The sequence below is a fragment of the Bacteroidota bacterium genome (assembly GCA_040388375.1).
Taxonomy (GTDB): domain Bacteria; phylum Bacteroidota; class Bacteroidia; order UKL13-3; family UKL13-3; genus JAAFJM01.
In genome coordinates, this window is the sequence record JAZKBU010000005.1 from 519,820 (window position 1) to 540,623 (window position 20,804).

Sequence of the window (20,804 nt, forward strand, 5' to 3'; positions counted from 1 at the left end):
TTTTATTAAAAATTAAAATTTAAATAGGAACAAACTATTAGACCGCTTGTTCGATTTCTTTGCACAATAAATTAAATATGGCGTCAATTTCGCCAATTCCGTAAATGCCTTTGTATTTGTTTTGTGCACTGTAAAAGTCTTTTACAGGGGCTGTTTTACTATTATACTCGTCTATTCTTTTTTGAATAATGCTTTCGTCCTGATCATCAGGTCTGCCACTGGCTTTACCTCTAAGCAGCAAACGTTGTTTTAACTCTTCTTCTTCCACCTCTAAAGCCAGCATTAAAGTAATACCTGAGTTTTTGCTTTCCAATAAACCATCTAAAGCGGCTGCTTGTGCTTGTGTACGTGGAAATCCGTCAAAAATAAATCCTTTGGCATCAGGTGTTTTTTCTAACTCGGCTGCTAACATGTTAATGGTTACTTCATCAGGTACCAGTTTACCATCGTTCATAAAACTTTGGGCTAATTTACCTAATTCGGTTTCTCCTTTAATATTGGCTCTGAAAATATCGCCAGTTGATAAATGTACTAAGTTGTATTTAGCAATTAATTTCTCACTTTGGGTGCCTTTGCCTGCTCCCGGAGGTCCAAAAAGTACAATGTTTAGCATGTGTGTTTAAAAATTATTGCTGGCGAATTTCAATAAAAGGAAGCAATGAAACCAATAATATTTATTTTTGATGATAAATATTTTATAATGATTGTATTTGAAAACTACGGAATAGCCGATTTGGAGCAGGTTTCAACCGAAATAATCCGCTTGGCTAAAGGTAAAAAAATCTGGACTTTTAATGGAGAGATGGGAGCGGGGAAAACAACATTAATAAAATCTGTTTGTAAGCAACTAGGTGTTACAGATGAGGTAAGCAGCCCTACTTTTTCTTTGGTAAATGAGTATAAAACTACCAATGGCAGTAAGGTTTTTCATTTCGATTTTTACAGGATTAAAAATATAGAAGAAGCCTTTGATATAGGCTACGAAGATTATTTTGACAGTGGTTCCGTGTGTTTAATAGAATGGCCGGAAAAAATTGAATCCTTGTTATTGCAAGAAGATCCTTTTGTTATAGATATTGCTGTAATCGAAAATAAACGACAAATAAGCGTTAACTAAATAGTGTTGTTAAGCGTTTACCACACATGAATAAAACTTACTGGATACTTATTGTTTTATTTTTTGCTTGTACCAAGGAGGAGAAAAATAATACCGCTGTTTTGCCAGATATAGTAACGGGTAAAGTAATTGATATTGCTTTGGATGGCTCTGTTCCTATAGATGCAATTTCCAATAAAGCTGGTATTCCTTATAATACAATTCCTGCCACTAACAGACACAACGAAGCCAATAAAGCCATGTTGTTTAATGCAGCCGATTCTGCTTTGGTTGATTTTGGTGATTTGGAAGCGGCATCCTTTACCAGTCATCAGTTTACCATTAGTTGTTGGGCTTATTTAACAGATACTGCCAAACCTTGTGCTATACTCAGTAAAAGAAGTGCTTTTGGCGGATTTGAATACAGTATCGATAATCATTTTAAAGCCAAAAAATATTTTAGTTTTGATAATTGGATAGAGAGTGGAACCAATACGGTGTATGGCATTGACCCTTTTAATGCTTCAGCTCCTGTAATATTGAACAGTTGGCAACACATTGCTTATGTTGGCACAGAAAGCCAGTTACAGGTGTATGTAAACGGAGTATTACAAAACGGAACAGACCAAAGGCAAGCTTTTTCTTTTTCAAATACCGATAAGCACTTTGTAATAGGCAATGGTGGCGGGTATGGAAAAAACTACTTTTTTAATGGAGCCATTGACGATATAAAAATTTACAACAAAGTACTCGACCTTTCAGCCATTCAAGTATTGGCTGCTCAATAGATATAATATTTTTAAGGGTGTAAGCTGGTCACGGTGGGCATTTCTGCTAACTTAAAAAGCTTCCAGGTATCTATTGATAAGTTAAATGCTGCTACAGCCCCGGGTTTAAAATTCAGAATTTTGCTTCCGCTTAATATGCTGCTCATGGCTCCAATAGTTGGGTTATGGCCTACTATTATCACAGTATTTTTACTGTCGTCAATATTTCTGATTACCTTTAAATACTCATCAACAGCCGCTTCGTAAAGTTCACTTAAAGGAACAATGTCGGCTTTGTCGTAGGCATAATTTTCAGCTACAATTTTAGCCGTTTTGTAAGTACGTTTTGCTAAGCTTGTTATTACTAAATCAATAGCAGGTATTTTCTTTTTTAACAATTTAGCTATTGCATCCGCATCCACTTTCCCTTTTTCTGCTAATTTTCTATCAAAGTCACGCATGCCTAACTCTATGGTTTCAGCTTTAGCATGGCGCATTAAAATAAGAGTTTTCATTATGGCAAAATAAGTTTTATGGTATAATTGGATCGTCCTTTAATCTTTGTGGGCGGCCTGATTTTCTGCCTTTACGAGCATCTCTCATTTTCATTGGGTCTTCTTCTTTTAATCCGCGGGTTAATAATATAACCCAACCTAAAATTAACATAATACCACCAATGGGAGTTATACCACCAATAAATGTTAAGCTTTCACCTCCCCACAAACTTTGGGTTGATAAAGCATATAAACTACCGGTAAATAAAAATATACCAACAATAAATAAAGAGATAGCTAACTCAAAAGGTTCTTGTTTAAATTTTCTGAATGATAACGACAAAAACGAAATAGCTAAAGCGTGGTAAAACATATATTTAGTACCGGTATCAAAAACGTAGATATTTTCGTGGGTAATTTCATCTTTAAGTAAGTGAGCAGCAAAGGCCCCCATTATAACACTAAAGGCACATAAGCCCAGACCAAATCGAAGTAGCATTCGGTTATTAATATCCATTTTTTGTTCTATTAAGTTTTTTGTGTTAACAAATAACAACTTTTGTGAACGAATAAGCAATTATTTTTGAACGTATTTTTATTTACCCATGAACAGGAATATTTTAACAGGCATAGTTATAACCTCCATACTGACTATTTTTTTTCTATTGGTCTTTTATTTTTTTAAGATTAATACAAAAACATTGCATGCTATCAATGTATTACCTCGTAATACGGTATTTGCCATAGAGGTTAAAAATGTTTCGTTACAATACAAATTGTTAAATCAACAATTGTTTTGGCAACAATTATGTAACAACCCAACTATTTCACAAGCCAATAATAATGTTAAGTTTCTTGATAGCTTGTTAAACGAGCAAAACGATTTTGAAGACTGGAAAGAAAGTGAGAACATAGTTATATCATTTCATGCCTATAAAAACAATACAGTTGATGAATTAATAATGGTTGAAACCATTAAAAAAATTGATATGGATGATGCTGTAAACTGGATTTACGATAACCATAAAGACAGGTTTAACAAGAGCAAGCGTAACTTTTTGGGCAATACCATTTACGACTTTGTTGATTTTAAAACACAAAAAGCATTTAGTATAGCTTATAAAAACAAATTATTTATTGTTTCTACCAACGGACAATTGGTTGAAGAGGCGCTGATAAATACCAATGGTAAAAAAGCTTTTGAAACATCGAAACTCGATAAACTAAGTTATGTAAAAAGTTTAGGTAACTATAACTTATATGTGAACTATAAAAACTTACCGCTTTTTGTAGGCAGTTATATTGATTTAAGTAAAATGCCAAACCTAATGCCTGTCGAAACTATGTCAGAGTGGGCCGCTTTGGGTGTAAACGTAAATAAAAACAATATTCATTTAAAGGGTGTAAGTGTTACTGACGACTCCCTTTTTCAATACTTTGATTGTTTTAATAACTTACAATCATCAGAGCAAAGCATTAAAAAATTAATTCCTGCCAATGCTACCTATTACATGGGTATAAACTTTAACGATGAAAAAGTATTTGAACAAAATTTAATAGAATACTACAAAGTAAACAATATCAATACCACCAATATGGTACGTGACAGTATTGATAATGTACCAAACTATTTAAACCTAAAGAAGAATTTAAAATTAAGCTTAGGAAACGAGATAGCACAAATTGGATTGCACAATCCACAGTTGAGTATAGATAGTTGCCAACTGTTAATTGTTAAACTTAAAAATAAGGATTTATTGTTACATGAGTTTAAACAAATAACACAAACCGATAGTACTCAAAATAGTACCGATACTTTGTTAGCCAATATTCCCAATGTATTTAAAGTTAACTTAAGTACTTATTTCGATTACAGATGGGGCAATATTTTTACTAAACATCAAGCTACGTTTGCTTTTATGTATAACGATTATATGGTTTTGGCTAATAATTTAATAACCATTAATGAGTTTTACCAACAACAATTAAAGTCAGCGTTATTATCAAACAATGCTGATTTTATTAACCACGAATCAGAGTTAAATCAAAACAATAATATTGAGCTGATAGTAAACAATGATTTTATGTCGCAACAGATTGAACAGGTATTGCAGCCTGAATTTGCTACTACTTATTTAAGTAACAAAGGCTATTTTAAAAAAGCTAAACTATTTAGTTTTCAAATGGCCGCTACTACCGACAAAAATTATGTAACTAACGTGCACATAAGCTTTAATGTAAACGAAAGCAATAAAACACAACTGATGTGGGATTTGGATTTAGACACCAACATTGTAATGGAGCCACAGGTCGTTTTTCATTCGCCTACCAACCAGAATGTAGTGTTTGTACAAGATGCCAAAAACCAAGTGTATATAATTAATAACGAAAGCAAAATATTGTTTAAAGTACCTGTAGTTGGCCGTATTTTAGGTAAAGTAAACCAGGTTGATGCTTTCAATAATGGAAAAGTTCAATACTTGTTTAATACAGGTTCGCAGGTTTATTTGTTAGATGAAAACGGCAAAAATTTACAAGGTTATCCGTTTTGGATACCAACAGGAACTAACTACCCAATAGTAGTGGCTGATTATTATAAAGACAAAAGTTACCAGATATTTGCCATTGGTAAGTTTTATAAAATATGGGCTTATAATATTCAGTCAAAATTATTACCGGGCTGGAATCCTAAAAATGCATGGCCTAATCCGGTTCAAAATATTCAGAACTTTTCTTTTAGAAACGAACTCATTTCTTATGTGATAGATGAAAAAGGAAAACTTAACTTTTACCAGTTGAATGGCAAAACCCATAACGTGTTTGGCTTTGATAGTTTAAATAACTACAAATACATGACACACGAAGCTATTGACTCAACCCATATTAAGTTTTATTACATGGATTCAACCAATTTATTTAAGGTAAAATATTTTGATGCCACTGGAATAAGTAAAGTAAATATTATAAAAACCATTACATCAAAACCGATTAATAGTTATTTTATTAATAACGAACTTCATTTCTTAAATAAGGAAAATATTACTTACACCATTACCAATAACCAAGGCCGTATTCTATACACTAAAATGTTACCTGATAGTTTTAATTATCAAATGCAGTTAATGTATAATAGTACAGGCTATCATGTTTCGTATTTAGATAGTTTAGTAGGAAAAGTATATTTTGAAAGTACTACCAATAAACCCGTAACGGAGTTTCCGTTAAAAGCTAACCTGTACTATAAATTTGGTAATTTAATGAACGATGAACGTAATTATTTAATTACATCGATGGATCGTAAATTATTAGTGTATCAGGTAAAATAATTACTATGTTTAAGTCCAAAACCATTTTAATTATTCAGTACCTTGCTTTTGCAATCATTAGTGTTGGCTTGGTATATTATTGTTTTGGTAAAATTGATTTAAGTACCTTTTACAATACCTTACTCAAAGGCAATTATTCTATTCTGTTTTTGGTAACCATAGTTTCCCTTGTGGTTTATTATATCCGTATAAAACGATGGCAGTATTTATTAAAATCGCTGCATTATAAGCTGGCTTTTAATACCGGCTTTGCTTCATTGGCTTCGTGTTATCTGGTTAGTTTTGTAGTGCCTAGGGCAGGGGAGATAGTACGTTGTGCAATTACCAAACAAACCGATAAAATTGATTTAACTGCCAATGCTACCAGTATTATATTTGAGCGTTTAGTCGATATATTATGCTTGTTTATATTACTGGTATCTCTACTCGGTATAGAGCTATTTATTGATACCAAAATTTTGTTGAACTGGATTGATTTTAACAGTTACGTTTTACTCATAAAAAAGTATGCTGTTTTAGGAATTATTGGAGTTGTAGCTGTTGGCATATTTTTATATCTGAATAAAATTCAAAAAATAAACCAGTTTCTTATTAAACTTTGGCTTGATATAAAAATACTACTTCAGTATGCTACCAATATTGGTTTTTTAGCACAAACCTTAGCTATTTGGTGTTGCTATTTTTTAATGACTTACTTATGGTTTTTTGTGTTTGAATCAACTAGCCAGTTAAGTTTATTGCAGGCATTACAAATTACTTTAGTGGGTTCTTTGGCACGCTCTTTACCATTACCGGGGGGGGCAATGGGTGCTTATCATTTGGCAGTAGCCTTGGCTTTAAACAAAATGCATATCGACAATGAAACAGCTTTAAGCCTGGCTTTTATTATACATGGTTTTCAAACCGTATATACCTTTTTTGTGGGTAGCACTTCTTTAACATGGTTATTGCTAACCAATAAAATTTACCGCATTAAATAAATTTTTCCTACCCCTTCCGTAAAGTATTTATCAGTAGCGTTTGATTTACTGGTTTCAATACTCCTTTCATTTATACGGGTAATTACCTGGTATAAATACACTCCGTTTGCTAATCGGTCACCATACATATCGTTTCCATCCCAAGCATATTCGCTTATGTTATTACCTATTTTAATAGCACCAAACTCTTGCCGGGTTATTTCCTTTACTACTTTACCGGTAATGGTCATAATACGTATCAATAAATCATCGGGCGTTTTGCTACCGGTTAATGTAAATATAAACCTGATATTGGTAGTACCCGGATTTGGATAGGGGAAAAAGTTAGTGATGGTTGATTTGTTAATTACTTTAAAGTTTACCTCATAATCGTTAGAGCCAGATTTATTGCCTACCGCATCTGCTGTTTGTACCTTTAAAGTATAAGTATCGTCTGCTAAGTTTTTAGGTTTATATATTAAAGTAGCTTTGTTGTTTTTATCCGATGCAGGAATAAACTGCACATCGCTGTTGTTGATATAAATTTTTTCAAAGTCAAAATTACTTTGTTTCTTTATCCATAAGCTAAACTTACTCGTATCGTTTTGGAGTATAAATTTATTGTTATCAGTCGAGGTAATTTGTATAGTTGGCTGTGGCGAAACAATATCACCACTCATAATTTTTACCCCGTCAAAAGTTACACTTATGTACGGGTTACTGTTATCATTAGTAACCGTTAAATTAGTGCTTATATAATTGTTTATATACGTTAACTCCTGTACAGTTTTCTCATTATTAAGCGTAAACTGAACCTGGTTGTTTTGGCTTAATCCCAAGGTAGGAAGCTTTTTGCTAAATGTATAATTGCTGTTTATAGCCAAAGGTAAAATAGTGTCATTGGACTGGTACTTGGTAACACGCGATTCATCTACTATTTTTATGTTCAGGTTAGCGGTATCGAAAGTAATTTTACCAATATTTTCAATACCAATTTCTACCAATAAACTATCGCCTTCTTCAATAGGATTGTTTTTTACGGTAAACACTAAATTAGGTGATAACTTAGCTTCGGCAGCAGGCGTAGCTTCAATTTGCCAGTAACCAAATTGTTGTGGAGTACGTTTGGTACTGTCTTCCATATCAATTTTAAGTTTCAAGTAAGGTATCAACTTGGCATCTATTAAACTCAGGTCTACATTTGATGATGTAATGTTTGTATAAATTAAAGTATCAGCTCCTTGTTTATTTACACCAATAATATCAATATGGTATTTGCTGTTAGGGGAAACATCCGTTTCATCAAAAGAGTATAATAATTTGCTCCAGCTATTTACCGGCCCGAATGGTTTTGATACAATACTACCTCTGTACCATTTGGTAACCAAAGGTTTTATTATTTTAATGAAACGGGTATCCTGAGGTTGATTGGCTGCAGGTGGTAAGCTTACCATTCCCTGGTCAACTAAGGCTCCCAGCGAGTCATTATTCACCGTATCTTCAGCAGCAAAATTAATAGGTGCATCTTTCATACTTATAATAGCCCAGGCTGTATTTTTACTTTTTATTTGAGATATTTTAGTAGCACCAATTTTTGATAAACTATTTAAAGTAGCAGTATCCCAATGGTCTATCCCACTATCATACCTTGAAAAGATAGCCACATAATAACCCGAAGGAATACTGTCTATAAATGTTCTAAATTCTTCTCTACCACCAACGGTTCTTGTATCAAATGGATAATAACGGTAACTTCTATTGGTTTTATTACTTTGAACAAATGCACAATTAAAAGGGTAATTAGGTAGTTCATAAGGGATTTCAGCTTGGTAAGGTTCAAAAACAAGAGCAACTGTTCCTTGTGATATACAAGAACCAACGCCAGCATTTAATTGATATGGTATTATAACTCCCATATTTCTATGGTCAAAACGTTTATTTTGCATTCCAAGGTTTAATTCATTGTCAGCAAATTCAAGTCGTTTTTTTACACTGTTAAACATCGTTTCTTCATTGAAGCTAGTATTGGAGTATTGGTCAAATGCACTTTGCCTGAATCCGAAAGTACTGTTTTGTATTTTTGTGAATGAAGCACTTACCCATGCTCCTCCCTGGTTTGCGGGTAAGTTAAACCGGGCTCTCCAATAATAAACTATTGAGTCATTAGCGGCTAGTTTTATTTTCCATTTGGCTAAATCGTTAAACTTGATAATACCCGATGTTTGGTAAAAAGTAGAGCTTGTATTAAAGTTTAAAGAGCTGTCAATTTCAAAAATATATTCTTTATCTTTAGCTAATAAATCATTGTTCTGAGCAATTAATTCAACCGAATCAGAATTATGTAAAGCATAGTTAAGTGGACTTAATATATTTAAACCACTACCCGGAATAAACACAGTAGTGCTTTCACTGTTGTTTTGTTTATTAGCCTCCGTCTTACTGTTACGTTTATCAACTATTACTTTAAATGTATTGTTACCAACCATGCTGCTACCAAAACTTTTTAAGTTTAAGCTTAAAGTATCCATATAGTAAGGAGCAATAAGTGAAATACTATCGTAGGTAATTAAGTTGTTGTTGGGCAAATAATGCTCCACTGTAACAAGCAAAGTATCATCAATGGCTTTACCCATGTTTTTAATAATGGCATTCAATTGAAATGAATCAACCTGTGCATTGATATCTTTATTGCTTAAGAAAATATTTTGCTGTGTAATTGCATAATCAGGTAAAGTAGGACTTGCCAAACGCAATGCTGGGTCACCCTGGTAAACCAACTGGTACGAGTGCGATATTTCAAATACGCCTCCCGAAGTAGTTGTTTCCGATAACGATTGTGCTATAATCTGGCCAATGCTTTTACCATACATGTTTTTACTTAAGTTGCCATACATGGTATTCATCTGGCTAAATAAGCTTCCTGTTAAGGTTAAGTTAGAATGTGCCAGCCAGCCAATAGCGCCTTTGTTATTGGCTACTAAAAAATCTTTTCCATAAATGTTACCTGTGCCGTTAGGGTCTGCATCGCTTGCGTTACCTATATTACATCCGTTAAAGTAAAAGAAAGTGTATTTGTTTTGGTTCTGAATATTGTTGATACCTCCAAAGTCTACATCCAATACCGTTAAAGAACCGTGGCCCAAAAAAGTCATTAAACCTTTTCCTTTGTTTAACTCACCAATTAATATTTCGCGTATACCAGTTTCAACAGGTTCTGAAGAGGTTTTATTGAACGAAGTAACATTACCTCCAAAAAAAGTAGTGCTTATCTGGCTTTTGTTTCCATTTATTTGGTTAGTATATGTTATTTGTTCTGATTCACTTCCCCCACTTAAATGCAAAACCTGCTTGCGCCAATCGGCTAAGCTATCAGGATTGGTTTCGTAGTAAATAAGCTTATCCAAATAGTTTTGTACTTCCTGGTTGGTGGCTGCCGGAATACGTCCGGTTGCAATACCCGGTGCATAAGGTTTGCTTACATCTAAACCAAAGGTAAACATATTATCGCTGGCAGGTTCTCCTATGGCAGGAACTAAATTTTTATTGTAAGCATCCTGAAAATTATTTCTTACCAAATTGTTTTGATAGCCTCTTCCCAATAAAAGAAGATACTCAGGTTTTTGACTTTGGTTAGTGTATAAATATTTAAGAAAATGTTTAACAGCCAATGGATGTTCATAGCCATAAGAAAATTGATTATATAAATCTTCACTAAACGTAAGTAAAGTATTGTACGATTGCGCTCTGTAGTTTTTGTAATTAGCAGCAGCAGCACTTAACTTTTTATTGGATATAATAATAAAATTGTAGTTCAGTGTAGAGCTTACATAGTTCATATCAACAGGCTCTAACGAGCTGATATTTTTTATATCCGTATCGTCATAAACAAAGAACTTTTGTTCCTGGTTAAAGTTTTCAGCCAGCGCTTTTAAATCTGTTCCCGTTAAACTACAGGTAATTTTCCTGTTGCTAGTTAAGTCCAATATATTAGGACTGCTTTTGGTATAGTTGGCAAATTGAAAGTAAATACGGCTGCTGCTTTGTTGTGCTATATGGCTAAAGTTTAAAGTGCTTGTGCCACTTAAAGTAAAGTTACTGGCGTATGAAAGCGTTAAATACGATAAAGCACTAAAATCGCTGGTAATACCTAAATCAGCCAGAGTTTCAAATTTAAATTGTGTGGTAGCAGAGCCAATATTGGAAGCACTCAATGGTATAAAATAGCTTGTTTCAATATAGCCTAAGTAAGTAGTATCTTTTATGGTAGTAAAGCCTCCGCCATTTGCAGCCACACCAATTTGTAAATGATGGTTGTTACCGGAAGTAGCAGCATTACTTACTCCAAATACCTTTGATTCAAGAACAGGGCTAGGTCCCACATTGCTTATGTTTGGGGTATTGAGCCAATAAATCCTGCTGTCAGTTAATCCAAACTTACTGCCCATCCAGCTTTCGCCATCCACGTATTCCGAGAGGTAATAAGCTTCCCTGTCTACACTGTAAAAAGTACCCCTGTAATATTCATCAAGCGGGGCAATGGTTGTTTTTTTTATAAAATAACTTTCAGGTGTATAAGCTGCGTAATTCGATTCATTAAAAGTGCTGAACCTTTTTGTTTGTATAGGACTTGAGACAGGTAATATGGTTAAAAAATAAACGGCTGTATCTGTAAACAAACTATTAAACTGATGCGGTTGTTCTTTTGCCGTTCTGTATAGCTCAGCATCCAATTTGCCATCGTTTTTACCGGCATAAAATAATATATAATCACCAGTGTTAAATGCTCCATCGCCTTCGTTAGGTATAAAACAATATTGTTCAATGCCGTTTTTAAATAATTGAAAACGTTTAGGATGTAAACCGTTTAAATTAATTCCCAGTTGAGCCAAGGTAGTGGAGTCTATTTTATAAACACCCTCTTCCGAAATCTTAATTTTATAGTAGGCCTGATTATTTTGTATCCATTCATTACCCAAAGACTGACCAAATAGGCCTAAGTTAATAAACAGGATACTGACAAGTAAAATTAATTTCTTCATTGATTAAGTTCAATTAACAAATATAACCGCAATTGCTTAAAAATGGAGGCGTAATTATTTTTTTACATTTTAATAAAATACCCATTTATATTGCGATTTTAAACCATATAATTTGTCAAAAACAATTAAATATATATCGTTTGGTAAATACGAAACAGGGGGCTTTAAACACGAACTTTTTTTCGCCCAAAGTTTAGTAAACCTCTTAAACGAACAAGGTTTAAATTTAGTGTTACAACGGATACGGAAAAATAAATTTTATACGAACCTGTTCGGTTATATAAACCTACTGCTGATTGGTTTTACTGCCAATGCCAGTTACAATATAGTGGTTGCCCGCATTGCATTTACGGCTGTGCTTCGTAATTTGTTTAACAACAACAGGGTTTATATTGTACTGCATAATTACGATGAACAGGATGGAAAATCAGTTTGGCTAAAGCTGTATTTTAAAATGTTATTTGCCTTGCTATGGTATGTTCCGTTAAAAAGAGTAAGCATTATTACCGTGGCACCTTATTGGGTTCATTACTTTGAAACCATTACCCGTAATAATATTAAAGTACATTTGTTCCCCAACTTTTTTGACAATAGCTACTACACAAAGTTTGTAACCGGAAATAAGAAAAAACAAATACATCTGGGGCAGTGGAGCTTTAAAAACCATCCCGATGTTTTTACGTTAGCCGAACAGCTTCATAAAAAAGGCTATTACTGCTATATGAGCACTAACTATAAAAACTTTGCGGCACAACACAGTTATTTTGATGTATTGTATTTTGAGGAGTTTGATAACTATTTAAAGTACATGGCTGAGAGCCAATTTACCATTGCTTTCACTGCCATTAACGAAGGATGGAACAGGGTAGCCCATGAAAGCATTTTGGTACATACACCTGTAATAGCTTATGCAAAAGCAGGCTTGAAAGATTTGGTTGATGAAAGCCATAGCTATGCCGTAAATAATATAGCGGAAGCCATAGCCATTATTGAAAATAAAAATGAGCCGGTAAATAGTCATTTACTGGCTCATTATGATAGGAGTTATTGTAATAATTATTTAAAGCCGATTACGGCAGAATTACTTAGTTAAAAAACTCTCTCATTCTATCAAAGAAACCTTTGTCATTTGCATTAGGCTTAGGTTTAAAGTTTTCTGAGTTGCGTATTCTCTCTAATATTTCACGCTCTTCGCTATTCAGTTTTTGAGGTGTCCAAACATTTACATGAATCAATTGATCACCTTTGTAATTGGTATTTAACTCAGGTAAGCCTTTGCCACGTAAACGAAGTATTTTACCTGCTTGTGTGCCGCTTTCAATTTTCAATTTAACCTTGCCATCTACCGTTGGTACTTCTACTTGAGTACCCAAAGCTACATCAGCAAAATTGATGTATAAATCGTAAACAATATTGTTACCGTCACGTTTTAAAATAGGGTCTTCCGCCTCTTCAATTAAAATAATTAAATCACCGGCAGGGCCACCCATTGGACCTGCATTTCCTTTTCCGCTTAAGCTTAGTTGCATTCCATTGGCAACACCTGCAGGAATATTAACCGAAACTACATCTTCTTTATTTATTAACCCGTCAGCATTTGAACCTGCTGGGCGTTTACCCATAATTCTTCCTGTTCCCTGGCAAGTAGGACATGCACTGGTAGTAGCCATTTGCCCTAAAAAAGTATTGGTTACCCTGCGTACCTGACCAGAGCCTTTACAAGTAGTACAGGTATCAAAACTTAAACCTTCGGCCATTACCAAACGGCCGTATTTTAGTTTTTTCTCTACACCGGAAGCTATTTCCTGTAAAGTAAGTTTTACTTTTAACCTGATATTACTTCCCCTGATTCCTCTGGCACCACTACGGCTTCTTCCGCCTCCGCCTCCAAAAAACGATTCAAACGGGCTTCCATCGTTACCAAAAACATCACCAAACTGGCTAAATATGTCGTCCATATTCATACCGCCTCCGCCATAGCCCCCCTGACTTCCGGTTCCGGCATGTCCATATTGGTCGTAACGGGCCTTTTTATTGGAGTCGCTTAACATTTCGTAAGCTTCGGCAGCTTCTTTAAATTTATCCTCAGCAGTTTTATCGCCCGGGTTTTTATCAGGGTGAAACTTAATAGCCATTTGTCTATAAGCCTTTTTTATATCAGCCTCGTTAGCGCCTTTGCTTAGTCCTAATACTTCGTAGTAATCTCTTTTTGCCATTTTTTATTTTAGTATTTTGAAAACCGTATCAGCTTAAATGCTCTAATTTTCAAACCTTGTAATTAATTTTATTCTCCTACTACCACTTTGGCAAAACGAATTACCCTGTCGTTAAGCAAATAACCTTTTTCGATGGTATCAACCACTTTACCTTTTAACTCCTCGGTAGGAGCAGGAATATTGGTAATGGCTTCATGAAATTCACTGTCAAAAGGTTTATTGGTGCTTTCCATTTCTTTTAATCCTTTGTTGATTAAAATGTTTTTTAGCTTGTGGCTAACCAATTCAACTCCTTCTTTTACTGCACTTACTTCAGTAGCCTTTTCCATGGCTTTTGATGCACGTTCGAAATCGTCTAAAACAGGAATAAGTGAAACCAATACTTCTTTATTGGCAGTCATCATTAATTCCATTCTTTCTTTGGCTGTTCTGCGTTTGTAGTTTTCAAAATCGCTGTATAAGCGTAAATATTTATCTTTTGCCTCAGCCAGTTCTTGTTCTATAGTTATTGGTTCTTCTGCCTTTTGTTCTTCATTAATGACAGTATTGTCAGTTTGCTCACTTTCATTAACTGGATTTTCAGCAGTGTTTTCTGTTGTCGAATCGTTTGTTAATTCGTTGTCTTGCTCGTTATTCATTGTAAATAGCTATTTTGTACTAAATGTTTATAATTTCTAAAAGCCTACTACATCAAAAGTTTTGCCATTGGAAATTTTGGCTGATTTTATTAGGTAAACCTGATGATAAGAAAAATAGTTTAGATGAGTAACGCACTTACTCATTCCCTAAATAATTTTTACTTTGTGGCCCTTGATTCATCAATAAATCAATAATAGATAAGTTGTTTTGAAAAGGATATTTTTCAGTAAAAACCTGTAAATATTTTTTTAACTGTAAAGCTTCTTCATTTTCTTGCCGGCTACGTTTTTTAGCATCAAAATAATGCCTTAAATCGTTTACTTCCGTATACTCCAATTCAAAACTTTGCGTATAGGTAATGGTTTTGTTTACCTTTAGCAGTTGTAGAATAAGTTTCAATAACACGTTGTTAAATTCAAACAAATAGCTGTGTTTTTGTTGAAGATAAAATGCTTCAAAATAATCTTTATAGTAAAACCAAAAAGCCGATTTACCGTAAGCTGATTGAAAAGCCAGCCAATGTTGTTTTTGCCAGTCTTCTTCGTAATTAATCTGCACCTGATTAATAGCCTGTTTCGTATGGTGTATTTTAACAACAGGAATACTTAAAACCTGTAAGCCATTGGCGCCTAAAATATGGCAACGATTACTATAGGTTTGTTTTATATAATTCTGGTGTTGTTCTATAATAATATGCTCAGCATTTAATAAATGAGTACAGTATACCAAGTTAGGTAAATAAGCACTCGGCAGTATAATGGTTGATGAGATAATTTGATTTGTAGGCACAGTGCTTACCGCAGTTAAATTTAGGAGTTCAATAATGTTATTTGTTTAGTTTATGAGAAAGCCAGTTCTTCTACTTTATCCCAGTTTAACACACTCCAGAAAGCAGTTATATAATCAGCACGTTTGTTTTGGTATTTTAAATAGTAAGCATGTTCCCAAACATCTAAAGCAATAATGGGAGTACCTAAATCTTTTACTATTCCATTCATCAATGGGTTGTCCTGATTAGGGGTTGATATAATTTTATACTTACCATCCTGTCTTATTAACCAAGCCCAGCCACTGCCAAATGTACCAAGGGCTGCTTTGGTAAATAGTTGTTTGAAATTATCAAGGCTTTCAAAATTTTCATTAATCATGTTCAATACCTTTTCGCCAGGCTTGGTATTGGTTTTTAATAAACTCCAAAATAAGCTATGGTTATAATGTCCGCCAGCATTGTTTCGTATGGCTGTTTGTAAATCTTTAGGGAAATTATTGATGTTGGCCAATACCTCGTTAAGCGAACCGTAATTCCAGGAAGGTGCTTTTGCTTTCGCTTCATTTAATTTTGTTACATAAGCTTGGTGGTGTTTGGTGTAATGAATTTCCATTGTTTGTTTATCAATAAATGGTTCCAAAGCATCATAACCATAGGGTAGTGGTGGTAAAGCAAAATCCTTATCCATTTTAGCCAAAATAGAATTGATTTTTGCTTCTGTTTTTTCTGAATTTAATATAGTAGCACCAGCAAGCAAAGCAGCTGATTTTACAAACGATTTACGTGTTAGTTTCATGTTTTATATTGAAAGTTCGAATGTATTATTATTTATTAATTATTGCTACACTTGCCAGTAAATGTTAACAACGCTGAGTTTTAATCGTGTAAAATTTGGGGAATCCAATAATTAAAAAATCAGTACTATTGAAAAAATTATGATAGTAGGAATTATACCAGCCCGTTATGCCAGTACGCGTTTTCCTGGCAAGCCATTGATAGATATTGATGGTAAAACCATGATACAACGTGTATATGAACAAGCCAGTTCAGCAAAATCATTAGCACACGTAATAGTAGCCACCGATGATGAACGTATATACAAACATGTAGAAAGTTTTGGTGGCAAGGCAGTATATACCAATGAGAACCACCCAAGCGGTACAGACAGATGCATGGAAGCGTTGGTGAATGCAGGTTTACAAGCCGATTATATTATCAATATACAAGGTGACGAACCTTTTATTGACCCAAGCCAAATAGAGTTGTTAGCTGCTTTATGCAATGGACAAACGGAGTTAGCTACTTTAATGATAAAAGTAGATGGACACGAGGTATTGTTTGACAAAGGCGAAGTGAAAATAACGCTGAATACAGACATGGAAGCACTTTATTTTAGCAGAATGGTTATTCCGTATATAAAAGGAGTAGCAGAAACAGAGTGGCATTTACACCACAATTATTACCGCCACGTAGGCATGTATGCTTATAGAAAAGATATTTTAGAGGCAGTATGTAAGTTATCACCTTCCTCGTTAGAGAAAGCAGAATCGTTAGAGCAATTGAGGTGGTTAGAGAATGGTTATAAAATTAAATGCGCCATTACCGAGCATGATAGCCATTGTATAGATACGCCCGAAGATGTAGAAAAAGTTTTAAAGCTATTGAAGCATAAATAATACTTCATCGTATAGCAACAAAAAAGACCTTGAGATTCTCAAGGTCTTTTTTGTTATTGGAAAGGGATTAAATTATCCTTCTAAATCTTGTATATCTAACATACCAATTGGTTTACCATTATCAGTAACCAATATAGTATCTACTTTAGTTGATTTAAATAAACCGGCAGCTTCGTTTAATAAAGCACCACCTTCAATAGAGATAGGTTGGTTGTAAGTAAAATCACCAATTGATTTACCCAATACATCTCTTCCGTCAGTAGTTAGTTTTCTACGTAAATCGCCATCAGTAAATACACCTTTTAAGCTACCATCAGCATTTACAACTGTAATGGCACCAAAGCCATACTCAGTCATTTTTACAATGGCTTCCGCTAAATTGGTATTTGCATCAACTATTGGGTTTACACTATTCAAAGCTTCTTTTACTCTTACCGTCATTAAACGGGTATCTTGAATAAACTGATCAGTTCCAACAGTAGTAAAATGATTTTCTGTTAACTGTTTCATTATTTTTAACGGAACAGTAATGGTATGAACGCCTAAGTTTAAAGCATTACGAATGTGCTCCATAGTACGAACTGATGAGAACATTACTTTAGTATCGTAACCATAGTGGTCAACAGCATCAACAATTTGAGCTACTAAATCCAATGCGTCATGTCCTTGGTCTTGTAAACGACCAACCAACGGGCAAACGTAAGTAGCACCTGCTTGCATAGCCATATAAGCTTGTTGCAAAGTGTAAACCAAATGTACGTTAACCATCATTCCATGGTTGCGTAATAATTTACAAGCACGTACACCTTCTAAAGAAACAGGTATTTTAAATACCGTTTTTTTAATATCTAATCCTAAGTCTAATTGACGTTGAGCTTCTTTTAAAATATCTTCGGCAGTATCGCCAAGAGCTTCAATTTGTAAGATAGGCACTATTTTCGATAGCTTTACAATCATACCGTCAATATCAGTTATGCCTTCTCTTTGCATAAAAGTAGGGGTAGTTGTTAAACCATTTAAAAAGCCTAATTTAAAGCCTTCTTCAATCTCTTTTAGATTGGCTGAGTCTAAATATAATTCCATTAAATAAGTATTTTTTTGTTTAAAATTTACTAGTCGGCAATATTAAAAATTAATTCAGATAAATGAATTTTTTATTTTACCCAATTTATGAATAACAAGCGCCTTGTTAAAACATGATGTCGAATTCCTTTTTTATAAAGACCAAAGCTTTATGTGTAGGCGTATCGTTCATTTTAATAATTTCTTCGAAAATAGCTTTGCTTAAGTCCAAACCTACAGAGTTGGGTCCTAAGTTAGAGTAGGAAGTATTGATTAAATTAACCATTTCCTCTTTCACTACGCGAATCATTTGCCAGCACTGAGCCGAAACATATAATTGCTGCGAAATATTGTGGTTATATTCCTGGTTAATGTTGGCTATTAAATCTATTTTTAGTTGCGATGCGGCAATACCGGGTTGGTGAATACGCAATACCAAGCTTTCAGGGCTAATGCGTTCAATTAATAAAATTAAGCGTTCGTAAGCTTGTAATTTAAGCGGAAGCAAAGTTTTATCTTGGTCCTTACGTAAGTCTAATAAACGTTTTTGGTATTTGTCGTCAAAAAATGCTTTTTGTTGAAAATAAACAACTAAAAAAATAACCAATGAGGGTATTGCATATTTTAGTAATTCAAGAAAAAAAGAAAAGCCTTCATTCATAAGCAGTATTTTTTGATTTAAGTATTGGGTTCGTTATTTACCTCTTCTTCTTCTGGTTCGCTAATAGCTAAAGAAGGTGTATTCAGATTATTTAAGTTAGCAATGGCTTTTTGCGAAGCCATTTGTTCAGCTTGTTTTTTATTGGTATGCTCTGCATCGCCAATCATTTGACCTTCAATTACTACATTTACCTTATAAATTTTTTGTTTGCCATGGGTTAATTCCTCTACGATAAACTCTAAATTTATATTTGATTTTTGGCAGTGTTCTATTAAACGACCTTTGAAATTGCTTTCTGTTTGTTGTAGTTTATCTACATCAATATGGTAACGGAGTAATTTTTCAATGATAAAGTATTTACATTTTTTAAATCCTTTATCTAAAAAAACAGCACCAATAAAAGCTTCTAATGCATTACCAAAAATACTGTTACGTAAATTGATGTTTTGCATGCTTTTTTTATCATACTCTACTAATTTACTTAAGCCAATTTTCAGCGCTAGGTCATTTAAACTTACCCTGCTTACAATTTTGGAGCGTAATTCAGTTAAAAAACCTTCGTCTTTGTAAGGGTATTTTTTAAATAAGTATTCTGCAATAACAGCGTTTAAAACAGCATCACCCAGGTATTCTAATCTTTCATTACTATCCTTACTGCCACTATTGTGAATTTTTGTGGATATAGAATGGTGGCGCAAAGCCTGTTGGTAACAACTCAAATTAATGGGTCGTAAACCAGTAATTTGCACTATTCTGACGTACAAAAATTTATTGGCAGAAAAATAATATTTAATAGAAGATAAAAGGGCTATCAAACTTATTCTTCGAATTTTTTAATAATGATAGATGCATTGTGTCCACCAAAACCAAACGTATTGCTTAATACAGCTTTTACCTCGCGGTGTTGCGCTTTATTAAAAGTTAAGTTTAGTCGGGTATCAAATGCCGGATCATCAGTAAAATGATTGATAGTTGGCGGAATAATACCTTTGTTAATAGCCAATAAACTGGCTATAGCTTCAATAGCACCTGCTCCGCCTAATAAGTGACCGGTCATTGATTTGGTAGAACTTATATTGATGTTATAAGCATGCTCACCAAATACTTTTTGAATGGCTTTTATTTCCTGTGGGTCGCCAAGTGGAGTAGATGTACCATGTACGTTTACATAGTCAATTTCACTTGGTTGCATACCGGCATCAGCCAAAGCGGCAATCATTACATTGGCTGCACCAATTCCTTCCGGATGCGGAGCTGTCATATGGTAAGCATCGGCAGTGGCACCGTACCCTACAATTTCGCCATAAATTTTAGCACCACGTGCTTTGGCGTGTTCCAATTCTTCTAACATTAAAGCTCCCGCGCCTTCACCTAACACAAAACCATCCCTGTCCAAATCAAATGGACGCGATGCTGTTTCGGGGCTATCGTTGCGTTCAGAAAGTGCTTTCATGGAGTTAAACCCACCCATAGCTGCTTCGTTTACTACTGCTTCTGATCCACCCGTTAAAACCATATCGGCTCTATTTGACTGGATGTACATAAAAGCATCGCCTATGGCGTTTGTGCTGGAAGCACAAGCAGAAACTACTGCAAAGTTAGGGCCTCTGAATCCGTATTTTATTGATATTAACCCTGCGGCTATATCAGCAATCATCATCGGAATAAAGAAAGGGCTGAAACGAGGAGTACCATCGCCTTTGGCAAATGCGCTCACTTCGTCTAAAAAGGTTTTTAAACCACCTATACCTGAAGCCCAAATGACTCCTATACGGTCTTTGTTTATTTTTTCTAAATCAATTCCGCTGTCTACAACGGCTTCATCAGATGTTATCATGGCAAATTGCGTGAACCTGTCCATGCGTCTTGCTTCTTTGCGGTCAATGAATTGAGTGGGGTCAAAATTTTTGACTTCGCAAGCAAATTTGGTTTTGAATTTGGAAGTATCAAATTGGGTAATAGGCGCGCAGCCACTTACCCCATTTGACAATCCATTCCAATACTCCTGCAAACTGTTACCAATTGGAGTTATGGCTCCAAGGCCAGTAATTACTACTCTGCGTGATGGCATGTAAAAATTAGTTTTGGGAGATTAAGTGT

Annotated in this window: 18 protein-coding genes; 6 read left to right on the top strand and 12 right to left on the bottom strand. The window is 34.4% G+C overall.

The window, feature by feature from the left end; translation table 11 throughout:
- Positions 1 to 37: 37 nt before the first annotated feature.
- The gene (locus V4538_09865) at positions 38 to 613 is read right to left on the bottom strand and encodes an adenylate kinase (protein MES2381339.1); all 576 of its coding nucleotides are present in this window, start codon (positions 611 to 613) and stop codon (positions 38 to 40) included.
- Between the two features lie 45 nt (positions 614 to 658).
- On the opposite strand from V4538_09865, the gene tsaE reads away from it, so the two are divergent.
- Together tsaE and V4538_09875 are read left to right on the top strand one after the other, a co-directional pair.
- Entirely contained in the window at positions 659 to 1,117 is a 459-nt protein-coding gene (gene tsaE / locus V4538_09870) for a tRNA (adenosine(37)-N6)-threonylcarbamoyltransferase complex ATPase subunit type 1 TsaE (GenBank protein ID MES2381340.1), read from the top strand.
- A 26-nt stretch (positions 1,118 to 1,143) separates the two neighbouring features.
- Positions 1,144 to 1,884, top strand: coding sequence for a LamG domain-containing protein (locus tag V4538_09875; GenBank protein MES2381341.1), 741 nt, complete (start codon positions 1,144 to 1,146; stop codon positions 1,882 to 1,884).
- Between the two features lie 11 nt (positions 1,885 to 1,895).
- Here the strand turns inward: V4538_09875 and V4538_09880 are convergent, their stop codons facing one another.
- Positions 1,896 to 2,378, bottom strand: a complete 483-nt coding sequence (locus V4538_09880) for a histidine phosphatase family protein (GenBank protein MES2381342.1) — start codon at positions 2,376 to 2,378, stop codon at positions 1,896 to 1,898.
- A 16-nt stretch (positions 2,379 to 2,394) separates the two neighbouring features.
- The gene (locus V4538_09885; GenBank protein ID MES2381343.1) at positions 2,395 to 2,874 is read right to left on the bottom strand and encodes a DUF423 domain-containing protein; all 480 of its coding nucleotides are present in this window, start codon (positions 2,872 to 2,874) and stop codon (positions 2,395 to 2,397) included.
- 88 nt (positions 2,875 to 2,962) lie between these two features.
- Between V4538_09885 and V4538_09890 the strand changes: the two genes are divergently transcribed.
- Together V4538_09890 and V4538_09895 are read left to right on the top strand one after the other, a co-directional pair.
- Complete coding sequence (locus tag V4538_09890; GenBank protein ID MES2381344.1) at positions 2,963 to 5,683, top strand: hypothetical protein; 2,721 nt, start codon at positions 2,963 to 2,965, stop codon at positions 5,681 to 5,683.
- A gap of 5 nt (positions 5,684 to 5,688) precedes the next feature.
- Entirely contained in the window at positions 5,689 to 6,663 is a 975-nt protein-coding gene (locus V4538_09895; GenBank protein ID MES2381345.1) for a lysylphosphatidylglycerol synthase transmembrane domain-containing protein, read from the top strand.
- Here V4538_09895 and V4538_09900 read toward each other — a convergent pair.
- Entirely contained in the window at positions 6,648 to 11,681 is a 5,034-nt protein-coding gene (locus V4538_09900; protein MES2381346.1) for a C25 family cysteine peptidase, read from the bottom strand. The genes V4538_09895 and V4538_09900 overlap by 16 nt on opposite strands.
- Before the next feature lie 112 nt (positions 11,682 to 11,793).
- Here V4538_09900 and V4538_09905 point away from each other — a divergent pair, with 112 nt between their 5' ends.
- Positions 11,794 to 12,774: a hypothetical protein gene (locus tag V4538_09905; protein ID MES2381347.1), complete on the top strand. Its 981-nt coding sequence runs from the start codon at positions 11,794 to 11,796 to the stop codon at positions 12,772 to 12,774.
- Here the strand turns inward: V4538_09905 and dnaJ are convergent.
- The 4 genes from dnaJ to V4538_09925 form a co-directional block, all read right to left on the bottom strand.
- Positions 12,767 to 13,897, bottom strand: coding sequence for a molecular chaperone DnaJ (gene dnaJ, locus V4538_09910; protein ID MES2381348.1), 1,131 nt, complete (start codon positions 13,895 to 13,897; stop codon positions 12,767 to 12,769). The genes V4538_09905 and dnaJ overlap by 8 nt on opposite strands.
- Positions 13,898 to 13,965: 68 nt before the next feature.
- Entirely contained in the window at positions 13,966 to 14,535 is a 570-nt protein-coding gene (locus tag V4538_09915; protein MES2381349.1) for a nucleotide exchange factor GrpE, read from the bottom strand.
- A 136-nt stretch (positions 14,536 to 14,671) separates the two neighbouring features.
- Entirely contained in the window at positions 14,672 to 15,325 is a 654-nt protein-coding gene (locus V4538_09920) for a WbqC family protein (GenBank protein MES2381350.1), read from the bottom strand.
- 50 nt (positions 15,326 to 15,375) lie between these two features.
- Entirely contained in the window at positions 15,376 to 15,993 is a 618-nt protein-coding gene (locus V4538_09925) for a superoxide dismutase (protein ID MES2381351.1), read from the bottom strand.
- A gap of 247 nt (positions 15,994 to 16,240) precedes the next feature.
- Between V4538_09925 and kdsB the strand changes: the two genes are divergently transcribed.
- Positions 16,241 to 16,981 carry a 3-deoxy-manno-octulosonate cytidylyltransferase gene (kdsB, locus tag V4538_09930; GenBank protein ID MES2381352.1) on the top strand — a complete coding sequence of 247 codons (741 nt, stop codon included), beginning with the start codon at positions 16,241 to 16,243 and terminating at the stop codon, positions 16,979 to 16,981.
- 72 nt (positions 16,982 to 17,053) lie between these two features.
- On the opposite strand, the gene V4538_09935 is transcribed toward kdsB, so the two are convergent.
- From V4538_09935 to fabF, 4 genes are all read right to left on the bottom strand, one after another.
- On the bottom strand, positions 17,054 to 18,064 hold the full coding sequence (locus V4538_09935; protein MES2381353.1) for a transaldolase family protein: 1,011 nt from the start codon (positions 18,062 to 18,064) through the stop codon (positions 17,054 to 17,056).
- 106 nt (positions 18,065 to 18,170) lie between these two features.
- Positions 18,171 to 18,704: a hypothetical protein gene (locus V4538_09940; GenBank protein MES2381354.1), complete on the bottom strand. Its 534-nt coding sequence runs from the start codon at positions 18,702 to 18,704 to the stop codon at positions 18,171 to 18,173.
- A 17-nt stretch (positions 18,705 to 18,721) separates the two neighbouring features.
- Entirely contained in the window at positions 18,722 to 19,453 is a 732-nt protein-coding gene (gene rnc, locus V4538_09945) for a ribonuclease III (protein ID MES2381355.1), read from the bottom strand.
- A 68-nt stretch (positions 19,454 to 19,521) separates the two neighbouring features.
- On the bottom strand, positions 19,522 to 20,775 hold the full coding sequence (gene fabF, locus V4538_09950; GenBank protein ID MES2381356.1) for a beta-ketoacyl-ACP synthase II: 1,254 nt from the start codon (positions 20,773 to 20,775) through the stop codon (positions 19,522 to 19,524).
- Positions 20,776 to 20,804 lie beyond the last annotated feature (29 nt).